The sequence below is a fragment of the Klebsiella sp. HC6 genome (assembly GCF_022605325.1).
Taxonomy (GTDB): domain Bacteria; phylum Pseudomonadota; class Gammaproteobacteria; order Enterobacterales; family Enterobacteriaceae; genus Klebsiella; species Klebsiella terrigena.
The window spans coordinates 1,271,620-1,286,004 of record NZ_CP093276.1; the positions used below are offsets into that span (position 1 = coordinate 1,271,620).

General features: G+C 58.6%; 16 protein-coding genes. 3 read left to right on the plus strand and 13 right to left on the minus strand.

What is annotated here, in order from left to right:
- Positions 1-43 precede the first annotated feature (43 nt).
- The 7 genes from proW to MMW58_RS06200 form a co-directional block, all read right to left on the minus strand.
- Positions 44-1,108 (minus strand): glycine betaine/L-proline ABC transporter permease ProW, encoded by a 1,065-nt coding sequence (gene proW / locus MMW58_RS06170; protein WP_076946065.1) that lies wholly within the window; start codon positions 1,106-1,108, stop codon positions 44-46.
- Complete coding sequence (gene proV / locus MMW58_RS06175; protein WP_133600321.1) at positions 1,101-2,303, minus strand: glycine betaine/L-proline ABC transporter ATP-binding protein ProV; 1,203 nt, start codon at positions 2,301-2,303, stop codon at positions 1,101-1,103. The genes proW and proV overlap by 8 nt, the downstream gene beginning before the upstream one ends.
- 355 nt (positions 2,304-2,658) lie before the next feature.
- Positions 2,659-3,621, minus strand: coding sequence for a class 1b ribonucleoside-diphosphate reductase subunit beta (gene nrdF, locus MMW58_RS06180; RefSeq protein WP_123708537.1), 963 nt, complete (start codon positions 3,619-3,621; stop codon positions 2,659-2,661).
- A gap of 10 nt (positions 3,622-3,631) precedes the next feature.
- Positions 3,632-5,776: a class 1b ribonucleoside-diphosphate reductase subunit alpha gene (nrdE, locus tag MMW58_RS06185; protein WP_241722928.1), complete on the minus strand. Its 2,145-nt coding sequence runs from the start codon at positions 5,774-5,776 to the stop codon at positions 3,632-3,634.
- Positions 5,749-6,159 carry a class Ib ribonucleoside-diphosphate reductase assembly flavoprotein NrdI gene (gene nrdI, locus MMW58_RS06190; RefSeq protein WP_045857737.1) on the minus strand — a complete coding sequence of 137 codons (411 nt, stop codon included), beginning with the start codon at positions 6,157-6,159 and terminating at the stop codon, positions 5,749-5,751. The genes nrdE and nrdI overlap by 28 nt, the downstream gene beginning before the upstream one ends.
- Positions 6,156-6,398 (minus strand): glutaredoxin-like protein NrdH, encoded by a 243-nt coding sequence (nrdH, locus tag MMW58_RS06195; protein ID WP_045857739.1) that lies wholly within the window; start codon positions 6,396-6,398, stop codon positions 6,156-6,158. The genes nrdI and nrdH overlap by 4 nt, the downstream gene beginning before the upstream one ends.
- Positions 6,399-6,582: 184 nt before the next feature.
- On the minus strand, positions 6,583-7,014 hold the full coding sequence (locus MMW58_RS06200; RefSeq protein WP_133600318.1) for a carboxymuconolactone decarboxylase family protein: 432 nt from the start codon (positions 7,012-7,014) through the stop codon (positions 6,583-6,585).
- A gap of 169 nt (positions 7,015-7,183) precedes the next feature.
- Between MMW58_RS06200 and pdxR the strand changes: the two genes are divergently transcribed.
- Positions 7,184-8,545: a MocR-like pyridoxine biosynthesis transcription factor PdxR gene (gene pdxR, locus MMW58_RS06205; protein WP_159236122.1), complete on the plus strand. Its 1,362-nt coding sequence runs from the start codon at positions 7,184-7,186 to the stop codon at positions 8,543-8,545.
- A gap of 67 nt (positions 8,546-8,612) precedes the next feature.
- Here the strand turns inward: pdxR and MMW58_RS06210 are convergent, their stop codons facing one another.
- Entirely contained in the window at positions 8,613-8,939 is a 327-nt protein-coding gene (locus MMW58_RS06210; protein ID WP_041146846.1) for a DUF883 family protein, read from the minus strand.
- Between the two features lie 215 nt (positions 8,940-9,154).
- Between MMW58_RS06210 and MMW58_RS06215 the strand changes: the two genes are divergently transcribed.
- Positions 9,155-9,517 carry a DUF2002 family protein gene (locus MMW58_RS06215; protein WP_041146845.1) on the plus strand — a complete coding sequence of 121 codons (363 nt, stop codon included), beginning with the start codon at positions 9,155-9,157 and terminating at the stop codon, positions 9,515-9,517.
- A gap of 120 nt (positions 9,518-9,637) precedes the next feature.
- Here MMW58_RS06215 and alaE read toward each other — a convergent pair whose 3' ends face one another.
- Positions 9,638-10,087, minus strand: a complete 450-nt coding sequence (gene alaE / locus MMW58_RS06220; protein ID WP_041146844.1) for an L-alanine exporter AlaE — start codon at positions 10,085-10,087, stop codon at positions 9,638-9,640.
- A gap of 789 nt (positions 10,088-10,876) precedes the next feature.
- Between alaE and stpA the strand changes: the two genes are divergently transcribed.
- Positions 10,877-11,272: a DNA-binding protein StpA gene (stpA, locus tag MMW58_RS06225; RefSeq protein WP_159236120.1), complete on the plus strand. Its 396-nt coding sequence runs from the start codon at positions 10,877-10,879 to the stop codon at positions 11,270-11,272.
- 67 nt (positions 11,273-11,339) lie between these two features.
- Here stpA and MMW58_RS06230 read toward each other — a convergent pair whose 3' ends face one another.
- The 4 genes from MMW58_RS06230 to MMW58_RS06245 all read right to left on the minus strand — a co-directional run bounded on the left by MMW58_RS06230 (position 11,340) and on the right by MMW58_RS06245 (position 14,375).
- Positions 11,340-11,519 carry a hypothetical protein gene (locus MMW58_RS06230; RefSeq protein WP_128877381.1) on the minus strand — a complete coding sequence of 60 codons (180 nt, stop codon included), beginning with the start codon at positions 11,517-11,519 and terminating at the stop codon, positions 11,340-11,342.
- A gap of 129 nt (positions 11,520-11,648) precedes the next feature.
- Positions 11,649-12,170, minus strand: coding sequence for a rhodanese family protein (locus MMW58_RS06235; RefSeq protein ID WP_133600315.1), 522 nt, complete (start codon positions 12,168-12,170; stop codon positions 11,649-11,651).
- A gap of 9 nt (positions 12,171-12,179) precedes the next feature.
- Positions 12,180-12,479, minus strand: a complete 300-nt coding sequence (locus tag MMW58_RS06240; RefSeq protein WP_241722929.1) for an ArsR/SmtB family transcription factor — start codon at positions 12,477-12,479, stop codon at positions 12,180-12,182.
- A gap of 114 nt (positions 12,480-12,593) precedes the next feature.
- On the minus strand, positions 12,594-14,375 hold the full coding sequence (locus tag MMW58_RS06245) for a sigma-54-dependent Fis family transcriptional regulator (protein ID WP_159236119.1): 1,782 nt from the start codon (positions 14,373-14,375) through the stop codon (positions 12,594-12,596).
- Between the last annotated feature and the right edge of the window lie 10 nt (positions 14,376-14,385).

Consider the following 14,385-nt stretch of genomic DNA (forward strand, 5'->3'; position numbering starts at 1 on the left):
ACTGCTGGCCCGGCAGGCGCAATGCCGCCGGGCGATGAGATGATTATTTACTGAAGGGACGGGTGATTAGCCCCAGCGGGCCGGTGGTGTACCAGCGGCGGCTGCCGCGGCTGCGCGAATCGCGCCCAACGGCCTGAGTCAGGCGGTCAAGAATGATGGCGAGGATAACAATCCCGACGCCGCCGACGCTTGCCAGGCCCATATCCAGGCGGCCGATCCCGCGCAGCACCATCTGGCCGAGGCCGCCGACGGCGATCATCGAGGCGATAACCACCATCGACAGCGCCAGCATCAGCGTCTGGTTGACCCCGGCCATAATGGTCGGCATCGCCAGCGGCAGCTGAACTTTAAACAGCAGCTGGCGCGGGCTGGCGCCGAAGGAGCGCGAGGCTTCAATCAGATCCGCCGGCACCTGGTTAATACCCAGAATGGTCAGACGCACGATGGGCGGCAGGGCAAAGATAATGGTCACCACCACGCCTGGAACGTTACCAATCCCGAACAGCATAACGATGGGCACCAGGTAGACGAACGCCGGCGTGGTCTGCATGGCATCGAGCAGCGGGCGAATAATTTTGGCCGCGCGCGGGCTGCGCGCCAGCCAGATCCCCAGCGGCAGGCCGATCAGCATACAGAACAGCAGGGCGGTCAGCACCAGCGCCAGGGTGACCATCGCCTGCGACCAGGCGCCGATAGCGCCGATGGCCACCAGCGAGATCAGCGTGGCGACGCCCATGCCGACGCTGGAGATCTGCCAGGCGATCAGGGCGAATATCACAATCGCCACCGGCGCGGGCATCCCTAACAGCAACTGCTGGAAGGCGCTGAGTATGTAGTCAACCGGCACGCGGATCCCCTGGAACAGCGGGCGGAAGTGCATCACTATCCAGTCGATACCGTGCGTCACCCAGCTGTCGAGCGGGATCAGCGTTTTATGGAACGGGTCCATAATGTTGAAATGTTCCGGCTGCGGCGCCGGGGCGCTGGTCAGCCAGTCGGCACCGCCGCCATCGGCCGGCGCGGCGGCCGGCGTGCCCCAGGCATCGGCAGATTGTGCGGCGCTATCCGCCGCCGGTGCGGTATCCCACGGGTTAGATTGATCAGCCATTGTTTGCCCCCTCGCGATCTAAAGCCTGCAGCAGCATTCGTTTAGAAATGATGCCGATATACTGTTGCCCTTCATCCACAACCGGCACCGCGCACGGTGCCTGGCCTACGTGGGAGAGCAGGTCGCTCAGCGACGTTTGCGCATCCACCGCCAGCGGGGAGTCGAGTAACGCCGCGTCAATTCCCTGACCTTCGCTCAGCGCGGATTTCAGCGAATCAATGGAGACAATGCCGACAAACTTATTACCGCGCTCAATCACATAGCCATATTCGCGGTCTTCATCCTGGAGTAATTTCAGCGCCGAACGGGGGCCAAAGCCCGGCGTTTTACGAATTAAGCCTACCGGGCTACGGCGGGCAATATCCTTGGCGCTGAATACCTGGCTAATATCGACGCCGCGGAAGAAGGTTTTCACATAATCATTGGCCGGATTATTGAGGATTTCATCCGGAGTACCAACCTGAATAACTTCGCCATTTTGCATGATGGCAATCCGGTCACCGATGCGCATGGCTTCATCAAGATCGTGGGAAATAAAGACCACGGTGCGCTGATGTTTGGCCTGTAATTTGGTCAGCTCATCCTGCATTTCGGTGCGAATTAAGGGATCGAGGGCCGAGAAGGCTTCATCCATTAACAGAATATCGGGGTCAATCGCCAGCGCGCGGGCGAGGCCGACGCGTTGACGCATCCCGCCGGAGAGTTCATCCGGATAAGCGTGAGCGTAGTTTTCCAGACCGACCTGGCGCAGCGCCTCCAGCGCTTTCTCCTGGCGCTGCTGGGCGGACATGCCCGCCAGCTCCATGCCGAAGGCGGCGTTGTCCAGCACGGTCATGTGCGGCATGAGCGCAAATGATTGAAAAACCATTGCGATCTTTTTTCTGCGCACCTCGCGCAGCTCGGATTCTGAAATTTTGGCGATATCGACGCCGTCAATCAGCACCTGTCCGCGGGTGGGTTCAATCAGGCGATTGAGAAGGCGAACCATGGTGGATTTTCCCGATCCGGAAAGCCCCATGATGACGAATATCTCGCCTTCTTCAATGGTCAGACTGGCGTCTTTTACGCCAAGTGAAAGCCCCGTTTTTTCCAGCAGTTGTTCTTTAGTAAATCCTTTTTCAATATATTTGAACGCTCGCTGCGGATGCTCGCCAAATATCTTATAGAGATTCTTTATTTCTAATTTAATTGCCATGCAATAGAGAGTTTCCCGTTATTTGTATTATGTCGATATAGTACCTGGTGGAGATATTTACCTGTTTACACCCTAACATACTCAGATTCTGTGACAACCCTCAATGTCCGCGGCGGGAGGATATGGCGCGGCAGCAATGCCGCGCATTCCCCGTGATATAAGGGCTGAGCGTTGATTTCGCACCGGTAATATTTTTAATATTCTCCTGGTAATTATTGGCAAAACTGCGGAGTTTGGGCTGAATATGACAGGAAGATTTCGCGAGAATAGCAGAACGGATAATGGTGTGATGAATAGAAATAATGTGAAATAGATCACCAGGAATCGAGTGAATATATTCCTGGTGAAAGTAAGGTTAAAAGTCCCAGTCGGCGTCGGCGGTTTCTTCCGTTTTACCCATCACGTAGGACGATCCTGAGCCAGAGAAAAAGTCGTGGTTTTCATCGGCGTTTGGCGAGAGCGCGGCGAGGATCGCCGGATTGACCGCGGCCATTTCCGCCGGGAACAGCGCCTCATAGCCCAGGTTCATCAGCGCCTTGTTGGCGTTGTAGCACAGGAAGGCCGTGACCTCCTCAGCCCAGCCGCTTTCGGCGTACAGCTGCTGGGTGTAGGCCAGCTCGTTATCGTAGAGATCCATCAGCAGGTCGAGGGCGAAATTCTTCAGCTCCTCCCGCTTTTCGGCGCTGACTTTTTCCAGCCCCTTTTGATATTTGTAGCCGATGTAATAGCCGTGCACCGCCTCGTCGCGGATGATCAGGCGAATCAGATCGGCGGTGTTGGTCAGCTTGCCGCGGCTGGAGAAGTACATCGGCAGCCAGAATCCGGAATAGAAGAGGAAGGATTCGAGGAAGACGCTGGCGATTTTCTTCTTCAGCGGCTCGTCCGCCCGGTAATACTCCAGCATCAGCTCGGCTTTGCGCTGAAGCGGGGCGTTCTCTTCGCTCCAGGCGTAGGCGGCGTCGACGTCCCTGGTCTGGCACAGGGTGGAGAAAATCGAGCTGTAGGAGCGGGCGTGCACCGCCTCCATAAAGCTGATATTCGACATCACCGCCTCCTCGTGCGGGGTGAGGGCGTCGTTCATCAGCGCCGGCGCGCCGGCGGTATTCTGAATGGTATCGAGCAGCGTCAGGCCGGTGAAAACGCGGATGGTCAGCTGCTGCTCCATCGGGCTGAGGGCCTGCCACGCGGGGATATCGTTGGACAGCGGCACCTTCTCCGGCAGCCAGAAGTTGCTGGTCAGGCGGTTCCACACCTCCAGGTCCTTGTCGTCCTGAATCTTATTCCAGTTAATGGCGCTAATGCGCGATAGATGGGTCATCGGGTTCTCCTTACAGCGCGCAGGACACGCAGCCCTCAATTTCAGTACCTTCCAGCGCCAGCTGGCGCAGGCGGATGTAGTAGAGCGTCTTAATGCCTTTTTTCCACGCGTAAATTTGCGCCCGGTTGATATCGCGGGTGGTGGCGGTATCGGGGAAAAAGAGCGTTAAAGAGAGCCCCTGATCGACATGTCGCGTGGCCTCGGCGTAGGTGTCGATAATTTTTTGCGGGCCAATCTCATACGCGTCCTGGTACAGGGCCAGGTTGTCGTTGGTCATAAACGGGGCCGGATAGTAAACCCGCCCGGTCTTGCCCTCTTTGCGGATCTCTATCTTCGAGACGATCGGATGGATGCTCGAGGTCGCGTGGTTGATATAGGAGATCGAGCCGGTGGGCGGCACCGCCTGCAGATTGCGGTTATAGATCCCGTAACGCATCACGTCCTCGCGCAGCTGCTGCCACATTTGGCGATCGGGCAGGGCAATACCGGCGCGGGCGAACAGCTCGCGGACTTTCGTCGTTTTCGGCTGCCAGTCGCCCTGCAGATACTGCTGGAAATACTCCCCGCTGGCGTAGCGCGATTGCGAGAAGCCGGCGAAACGCTGGCCGCGCTCGCGCGCCATCAGCATCGAGGTGTGCAGCGCATGCCAGGTCACGGTGTAAAAATAGAGGTTGGTGAAGTCCAGCCCCTCCGGGCTGCCGTAGGCGATGCCCTCCCGCGCCAGATAGCCGTGCAGATTCATCTGCCCCAGCCCGATGGCGTGAGAGGCCGCGTTACCCGCCGCCACCGAAGGCACCGAACGAATGTCGCTCATATCGGATACCGCCGTCAGGCCGCGAATGGCGACTTCAACCGTGCGGGCAAAGTCGGGCGAATCCATGGTATGGGCGATATTTAACGAGCCGAGATTGCAGGAGATATCCTGGCCGACGCTGGCGTAATCGAGGTTTTCGTCAAAGGTCGAGGGGGTGTTGACCTGCAAAATTTCCGAGCACAGGTTGCTCATGTTGACCCGTCCGGCAATCGGGTTGGCGCGGTTGACGGTATCTTCAAACATGATGTACGGATAGCCGGACTCAAACTGAATCTCCGCCAGCCGCTGGAACAGATCGCGGGCGCGGATCCAGCGCTTGCTGACCTGCTCGTCGGCGACCAGCTGCGGGTACATCTCGCTGACGGCGATATCGCCAAACGCTTTACCGTACAGCCGCTCGACGTCGTAGGGCGAGAACAGCGCCATCTGCGCGTCGTCTTTCGCCAGCTGGAAGGTGACGTCCGGGATAACGACGCCGAGCGACAGGGTTTTGATGCGGATTTTCTCATCGGCGTTTTCGCGCTTGGTGTCGAGGAAGCGCAGGATATCCGGATGATGCGCGTGCAGATAGACCGCCCCGGCGCCCTGGCGCGCGCCGAGCTGGTTGGCGTAGGAGAAGGCATCTTCCAGCATTTTCATCACCGGGATCACCCCCGAGGACTGGTTCTCGATGCGCTTAATCGGCGCCCCGGCTTCGCGCAGGTTCGACAGCAAAAACGCCACGCCGCCGCCGCGCTTTGAGAGCTGCAGCGCCGAGTTCACCGCCCGGCCAATCGACTCCATGTTGTCTTCGATACGCAGCAGGAAGCAGGAAACCAGCTCCCCGCGCTGCTGCTTGCCGGCGTTAAGGAAGGTGGGGGTCGCCGGTTGGAAGCGCCCGCTCAGGATCTCATCGGTCAGCTGGCGGGCCAGGGTTTCGTCGCCCTGCGCCAGGCTCAGCGCCACCATGCAGGTGCGATCGGCGAAATGTTCAAGGTAGCGTTTGCCGTCGAAGGTTTTCAGCGTATAGCTGGTGTAGAACTTCCAGGCGCCGAGAAAGGTCTGGAAGCGAAAATTATGGCGCTCGGCGTGGGCAAAGAGCGCCAGCACAAAGCTGCGGTCGTAGCTCTCCAGCACGCCGGCGTCGTAGTAGCCTTCGGCCACCAGCCACTCCAGCTTATCGTTCTGGCTGGCGAAAGAGACGGTGTTAGCCTCGACGTGGGTTGCCATAAAGGCGTCCACCGCCTGGCGGTCCTTGTCAAACGGGATCCGCCCGCTGCTGTCGTACAGATTCAGCATGGCGTTGAGGGCGTGGAAATCCGGCGCCTCTATGGTTAGACGTTCTGCGGTTGTTGTTGCCAAAATTCGCTTACTCCTTTACGCACGTTGTCGACATCTTGTGGGGTGCCCATCAGCTCAAAGCGATAGAGGTACGGCACGCTGCATTTCTGCGCGACAACGTCGCCGGCCCGGCCGTAGGCGTCGCCAAAGTTGCGGTTGCCTGCGGCGATGACGCCACGAATTAACTGACGATTGTGGGGATCGTTTAAAAAGCGGATCGCCTGGCGCGGCACGGCGCCTGCGGTTCCGCCGCCGCCGTAGCTGGGGACGATGAGGATATAGGGTTCGTCTACCTGGATCCGCTCCCGCTCGTTAAGCGGAATGCGCACCGCGGGCAGCCCCAGACGCTGGACGAACCGATGCGTATTTTCGGAGCTGCTGGAGAAGTAGACGATGAGGCTCATGCGCTCGCCGCCGCGACGGGACGCAGGCGATTAATCATATCCGGACGGAAGCCGGACCAGCGGGTCTCGCCGGCAATCACCACCGGCAGCTGGCGAAAGCCCTGCTCGCGCAGCATCTCTGCGGCGTCGGGATGGTGCTCGATGTTGACCATCTCGAAGGCAAACCCGCGGCTCTCCATGGCGCGCTTGGTCGCATGGCACTGAACGCAGTCATTTTTAGTGTAAATAGTAATGCGCATGATTCGTATTTCCATTTAAGATAACAGAACGGCGCCAAAAAGCGCAGCGGTTGGTATCGGTTAACTGTTCAGGAAATACTAGATGTAGTTGTCAAAAAGTTCAACCACGCAATATATAGCGTTTTAAAATAAGAAAAACCCCCAGGGAGCGATCCCGTGAGGGCGGGGGCGGTCGGGCGTAAAACTACAGGCGCATGCTGACGGCAAGGCGATTAAAGGCGTTCATCAGGCTGATGGCGAAGGTTAAATCGCTTATTTGACGCGGGCTAAAATGATCCAGCAGCGGCAGATAAACCTCATCTTCCGCATGGCTGCTGGCGATGTGGGTTACCGATTCGGCCCACGCCAGCGCTGCGCGCTCCGCGGCATCAAAGTGGGCGCTTACCCGCCAGCCGGCCAGCGCGTCGAGGCGGCCCTGGGCGACGCCGGATTTTCTCAGCGCTTTACTGTGCATCTCGAGGCAGAAGGCGCAGCCGTTTATCTGCGAAACGCGCAGGTAAACCAGCTCCAGCAGCGTGCCGTCGAGCGCGCTTTTTTCCAGCGCAACTTTCGCCTGTACCAGCGCGTTATAGACTTCCGGACTCAGTTCGTTATAGGGCTGACGCAGTGTGTTCATTTTTCTCTCCACATGAAGAGCTATCCCTTAGGCTGCACGGGATCCCGCGGCGGGCCCGGGCGGACGTCAACGGCGACGTCGGGCGAGATAGTCTCTAAGACGGCAGCCAAAATAGCACTATAATGGACTGCAAAAGATAGCCATATTTTAATGAAAAAAGCAGACCATAATGGAAGCCAAAAAAGCGCCACACTATCAGCGTATCGCCCGGCAGCTGAAATCCGCCATTGAGCGCGGCGAGCTGCCGCCGGGCAGCCGTCTGCCCGCCAGCCGGGTCTACGCTCAGGAGCTCGGCGTATCCCGGGCAACGGTGGAAAATGCCTGGGGTGAGCTGGTGGCTCAGGGATGGCTTGAGCGGCGTGGCCAGGCGGGAACCTTCGTCAGCGAGCGCCTCAGCCCGCAGCAGGCGGCGCCGACGCGTCTGGCGGCCGGCAGCGAGCCGACAGCGCCCCTGCCGTTTAAAATGGGCCTGCCGGCGCTGGATCTTTTCCCGCGCGGCCTGTGGGCGCGGGTGATGGGCCGACGGCTGCGCACGCAAACCCGTTTCGATCTGGCGCCGGGAGAGCCCTGCGGTGAACCGATCCTTCGCCGGGCGATTGTCGATTATCTCCGCCTCTCGCGCAGCATTGAGTGCCAGCCGGAGCAGGTGCTGGTGACCGGCAGCTATGCCGCATCGATGACGCTGATCCTGCGCACCCTGGCGCGGCCCGGGCAGGCCATGTGGATGGAAGACCCCGGCTTTCCGCTGATCCGTCCGGTGGTCACGGGGCAAAATGTGGTCATTAATCCGGTCCCGGTCGATGATGAAGGAATGGATGTAGCGCACGCGCTGCGCTGCTTTCCAAAGGCGCACTTCGCGCTGCTGACGCCCGCTCACCAAAGCCCGACCGGCGTTGCGCTCTCGCTTGAGAGGCGCAGGCAGCTGCTGGCCTGGGCGGCGCAAAACGACGGCTGGATTATCGAAGATGATTACGATAGCGAATTTCGCTATCGGGGCAAGCCGCTGCCGCCGCTGAAAAGCCTCGATGCCCCGCAGCGCGTGATCTACTGCGGAACGTTCAGCAAATCACTCTTTCCCGCGCTGCGCGCCGCGTGGCTGGTGGTTCCCCCGCCGCAGGTTGCCGCATTTCGTCGCCAGGCGGAGCTGATGAGCTGCAGCGTTCCGACGCTGTGGCAGCAGACGCTGGCCGATTTTATTCAGGAAGGTCATTTCTGGCGCCATCTGAAAAAAATGCGCGCCAGCTACGCCCTGCGCCGTCAGTGGCTGGAGTCGGCGCTGGCGGCCGCCGGCTTTGCGGTGGTTCCGCAGCTGGGCGGCATTCAGCTGGTGATTGCGACGCGCGGCGACGACCGGCTGCTGGCGCGGCGGGCAAGAGAGGCCGGGCTGGACGTTCAGGCGCTGAGCGACTGGCGGATGCAGAGCCGCGGTGAGGGAGGGCTGCTGGTGAGTTTTACCAATCTGACCTCCCCGGAGATGGCCGCTGATCTCGTGCGCCAGCTCGGGCAGGCCGTACGCGGCGGTGAGAAATAAAAAACCCCTGCATACCGACGGCATACAGGGGTTGACGCGTATTTGTTATCTTCGTCGTACGTTTATATTATCGACGTAAATTCAGCAATACGCCAATAAATAGCCCAACGGCGGCGGCGGCGCCGACGCTCTGCCAGGGTTTGTCACGCACGTAGGTATCGGCGCAGCCGGCGGCGTCACGCGCGGCCTGCTGTACGCGGTTGTTACCGTTAATGCGTGCGCGGGTCTCTTTCAGCAATGCCTGCGCCTTTTTGCGCGCAGCGTCCGCTTCGTCTTTTGCATCGCTGCCCCAGGATTTCAGCACTTCTTCCAGCGTATCCGCTAATTGGCTGACATCGTTATGAATATCCTCAGCGCTTTCATCTACATTGTTGCGATTCACACGGTTGGCCATTGATTTCTCCCTTAATATCATCGATACCCGCCATACTTGAGGTTGTGCCTACGCTGCTGTCGTATTGCAACCAGAATTATTTAGGGTAGAGCAATTAAGTGTAGGACAAGATTTTGAATTATGCTTTAAATCGTGGTTTCTGGAATTTTCCGAAAGCCCTGCCAATCAAGAATAAGGTAAGGTAAATGTGCGGTAAAAGATAACGAGGAATGAGTATGTATTTAAGACCCGATGAGGTGGCGCGTGTTCTTGAAAAAGCCGGCTTCACCATGGATGTTGTGACGCAAAAAGCGTACGGCTATCGCCGTGGCGATAATTATGTTTATGTGAACCGCGAAGCGCGCATGGGGCGTACCGCTTTAATTATTCATCCGGCGCTGAAAGAGCGCAGCAATACGCTGGCGGACCCCGCTTCGGATATCAAGACCTGCGATCATTACGAGCAGTTCCCGCTCTATTTAGCCGGTGATGCGCAGCAGCATTATGGTATTCCACACGGATTCAGCTCACGTATTGCGCTTGAGCGCTTTCTGAGTGGCTTATTTGGCGAAGCGCAGCCGACGATGTCCCATAGTTGACCCACAGTTAACCGGCGGATTTGCGCATTAACGTGCGGGCAAATTGCCGCTGGGGGATGATAACAAGGAAGTGGATGCAGTGAGCGACTGGCGCGGGCCAGTCGCTGGTTGGTCATCGGCTCAGGCTTTGGCCTGGCGGTAGGCGCTGACGCGGAACAGGCGGCGGCAGTAATCAAGAAAGTAGCCATACGCCGCGCCCATCAGCATTGAAACGACGATATTCGAACTCACCGCCGCGGCAATCTGATGCCAGTCGGCACCCACCACAAACAGAATCGCGACGTACACCGGCGACTGGAAGGTCACATAGGCGACAACGTCGGCAACATTCTTCATCCAGCCCGAGGGGCTGATATGGCGCGCCAGGCGCATCGCGCGGTCGCGGTAAAAACCGTAGGGCACCGCAATAATAATGTTTACCGGAATAGCGACCAGACGTGACGATAACGACTGCTCAAAAGTCATTCCGGAGAGGAAAATCTCGATCATCATGTTTACGACGGTGCAGTACACGACCATCGCAAAGGTGTCTGCTACCGCATGACGCAAGCGGGACTGCGCAGAGAACATCGGTATGCTCCTCGAAAATAAAGTCTGTTACGCCAAAAAATGCGCGCTGTTATAGCGTTTTTGGGCTGCCTGTAATGATGTGAGTAGGTTATATCTCTGGCTTGAAGGTGGCAACTAGCTGCAAATTTTTATTTAATGGCTTTTTGTCTATAAAATACTCTGTGGAAGGCTGTTCGCTGAGCGTTTCGTTAGTTTTATGCTGGATATCATTTTTATTGTTAATTATCAATGTGTTGGTGTTGTTATGGTTGTGTTGCGGAAAAGATAATGCCGATGGGGGACTCCTTAGTCAGCGCGATCTTCGCAGAGAAGCGTGACGCTCATCACTTTTAGATTTATTTGGCGTATAATGGCGTATAACTCAGCATAATATACTGTTATGGTTATTTTTTTTCATTCGTCTTTAATGAATGCTTATGCAGGCACCGGTCAACGTAGCGCGCTTCGCCGCTGGCGATATTATGCTAAGGCTTTACGCATCCCCGCTATATGCGCATGACGGAGCAGGCGTGCGGCTCAGGGATATTCCTGTTGCGCATCGACGCGCCCTGAAGAGTAATGTCAGCGGGCGGTTTGCCGTTACGCTAATCTGAATAACTCGCAGCGGCTGGCGCTATATTGAACCCGGCCCGTAAAAGCCTGCCGCCTGGGTTGTGTATAAATGAATTCACAACAGGGTTATCTTTCTATATTTATACGGGGATATTAAAGGTGGTAATAAATAATCTCAGATATTAATATGGCTACGTAATTTTGTTTTATTTATTATCCGGAGTTTTTTGAAAATTTATGTCTTTAATGTTACAGAAACTGAATAATATCCGCTCGCTGCGGGCCATGACGCGTGAATTCTCCATTGAGGCTCTTGACGATATGCTGGAAAAGCTCAGGATCGTCACTGAAGAAAAACGTACCCGGCAGCAGGCTGACCATGCGCAGAGAGCTGAATATCAGGAAAAAATTAGCACCTGGCTGGAGCTGATGATGGCCGATGGCATTACGCCTGATGAGCTGCTGGGCCAGAAGACCTCGCCGGGAACGAAAGCGCGGCGGCCGCGCCCGGCAAAATATCGTTTTATCGATTTTAACGGTCTGGAAAAAACCTGGACCGGCCAGGGTCGTATGCCGAAGCCGATCGCCCGGGCCATCTCCGCGGGTAAAACTCTCGAGAGCTTCCTGATTTAATATTTATCCCGCAGCAGCAGGCTCTCTGCGGCAGGGGAAATAACGGTGGGGTGACCCACCGTAAATATCAGCAAACGCCGAAATCGCCGTCTTCGGTATAGGGCGTAACGTCGACCGCTTTGAGGGTAAATTTCTCGCCCTGCTCGTTGCTGGCCTGCACGGCGACAATTTGATCGTCGTTGACGGCCACCACTTTAAGCTTTGGACCGCCCGTTCGCGGCTGTACCAGATCGCCAGGTGAATACATTCTCTCTCTCCTCTGTATGAATAATCCGACGCCTCATCCTGCTACCTGCCGTGACCCTGCGTCGCGATTGCGGATATTAACCATAGCTCAGCCGAACGGCATGCGACAACTGACCTGAGGGGGTAGATATCAGCGTCGGTTCCACGGCATCACCGCCAGCAGCCGCGCCATGCCGCAAAAGCCGGTGATACCGGCGAAGGTCAGCCCGGCGCCAACCAATGCGCTCAGCAGGAAAAAGCCGCTGCCGAAGCCGTATCCCAGCACCACGCCGAGAAGTATTAGCCCGCCGGCGGCGATCTGCACCTGACGCATCAGCGGCAGCGGCTGCGATTTATCTTCTGCGACCGGCAGGCCCGCCGCCTTCCAGGCCTGAATGCCGCCGGCCAGCAGCCTGACCTGCGCCGGAGCGGCGGCCGCCAGCAGGCGAATGGCGTTGTTTTGCGTCCGCGAGCCGGCCTGGCAGTGGAAAATAATCGTCTCATCGGCGGTGGCGTGCAGCGTCGCACCGCCGTTCAGGGCGCTGAGCGGGACCAGCTCGGCGTCGGGAATGTGCTCGCGGGCATACTCATCGGCGTCGCGGATATCAATTAATCTGGCGCCCCGGGCGATTTGCGTCCGGGCTTCTTCGGGAGAAAGGGCGGTGATAGTCATGACGGCTCCTTAAGGGCAATAGATGGCCTTCAGCGTGGCGATAATCTGCTGTACGGCAGGATCGGTGATGAAGTAATGGACGCGCTGCGCCTCGCGCCTGCTGTCGATGAGGCCTTCGTCGCGCATACGCGCCAGATGCTGTGAGGTGGCGGAGGGGCTCAGGCCGGTGATCCGCGCCAGCTCGCCGGCGCTGGCGTGCGGCGCGTCGCAAAGCATGCACAGAATCATCAGCCTGTTGGGGTTGCTCATTGCTTTTAACAGGGCCGCGGCTTCCCCGGCGCTGACCTGCAGCTCTTGTGGCGTGTTCATCTCTTTATTTTAGTATTGTCTAAATTTAGCTTATTCTAAAATAAAGGGGCGCATGATGCCAGCGCGGATGGCGGTATGTTGCGTCGTTGGCGGGGCGCGGGGCCCCGCAGAGGATTAATTTCGTCCCGACCGCGCGGCCCGGCGATAGAGCGTGCTGCGCGCCACGCCCAGCGCCTGCGCCGCCTTACTGACGTTACCGTTGTAGGTGGTCAGGGTATCGGCAATCAGCTGGCTATCGTGCTGCTGCAGCCCGCGCGGCGCGGCGGGTGCCGGCGCTGCCCGGTACTCTGCGGGCAAATCGTCAACCTCGAGGCGGGCACCGTCGTCGGCCAGCGCCAGCAGGACCTTCATCAGGCTTTGCAGCTGGCGCACGTTGCCCGGCCAGGGCTGGCGGGCGAGGTTGTCCAGCAGCTCCGGCGACAGCTGCACCCGACGCTGCCCCGCGCCGAGCGCCTGCCATAGCCGCTGGATAAACGCCGGCAGCGCCGGCCAGCCGCGCAGCGGCGGAATGGCGAGGGCAAATTCCCGCAGGCGATAGAACAGATCCTCGCGAAACTCACCGTCGGCGACGCGCTGGGCCAGATTACGGTGGGTCGCGCAGATCACCGCGAAGTTAACCGGGGTGCTTTGGCTGGCGCCGAGCGGAGTGACCTCTTTTTCCTGCAGCACCCGCAGCAGCCGCGTCTGCAGCAGCATCGGCATATCGCCAATCTCATCCAGGAACAGCACGCCGCCGTCGGCCTCGCGGATTTTACCGATATAGCCGTTTTTACTGGCGCCGGTGAAGGCCCCCGGCTGATAGCCAAAGAGCTCTGACTCAATCAGCGATTCGGGAATGGCGGCGCAGTTGATGGCCACAAACTTACCGCTGCGCCAGCGGCTATGCTGGTGCAGGGTACGGCTGACGTACTCTTTCCCACACCCCGTTTCACCTTCAATACACAGCGCGATGCCGGCGTTGAGCAGGCGCACCATTTTTTCCCCTTCGCGCGGTCCGGCGAAGGGAAGGTCGACGGCGGGCGGGGCCGACACCGCCACGGCGCTGCGGGTGGGGGCGCGTAGCCGGTAGTAATAGCCCTGCCGGCGCACGGTGAGCGGCAGCGGAACGCTGACCGCGGTTTGCGTCAGCAGCGGAAAGAGCTGCTGGAAGGTGATGTGGCCCAGCTGCTCGCTGCCGAGCCCCAGCTCGCGCATCGCCAGCCGGTTGCCGGCGGTGAGAACGTTATCGGAAAAGACCAGCAGCAGCTCCTCAACGCTGTCGAGCTTCTGCGGCTGCGAGTGCAGGCTCATCAGCCACTGCTGCGGGTGCAGGCTCTGTTTTACCCATAAATACTCGATCTGTTTAGCCGCCTCTTTCACCCATCCCAGGGTATGCGGATGGGGGAAATGCGCCGGCCCGGAAATATCCAGCACGCCGGCAATTTGCCCATCAGGGCTCTGAATGGGGATGGCCGCGCAGTAGAGATCCTGGTTGCTGGTAAGAAAATGCTGGCGGCCGTCAATTTCGCAGCTGTCGTCAATCGCCAGCGCGGTGCCGATGGCGTTAGTCCCGCGGCCGCTCTCGCTCCATAAATTTCCCGGCGCGAGGGCAAAGCTCTGCGCCTTCTGCATGGCGTGCATATTGCCGAAGGTTTGCAGCACCAGGCCGCTGGCATCGGAGAGGATCACCACCGACTGCAGGTCGGCGACTTTACGCGACAGGGCGCCAACCACCGGCTGCGTGAGCTGCTGCAGCCCGCTATGGCTGGCCAGCAGATCCGCCAGCTCGCCGGAGCGCAGGCGCGGGAAGTCATCCGTCGTGGGCTGCAGGCCATACAGCTGGCTGCGAAACCACGAATCGCTGAGCAGCGGATTAGCTGTTTCCTCCGGGGCGAGGGTAAACGGGTTTCCTTGCACGGAGCACCTC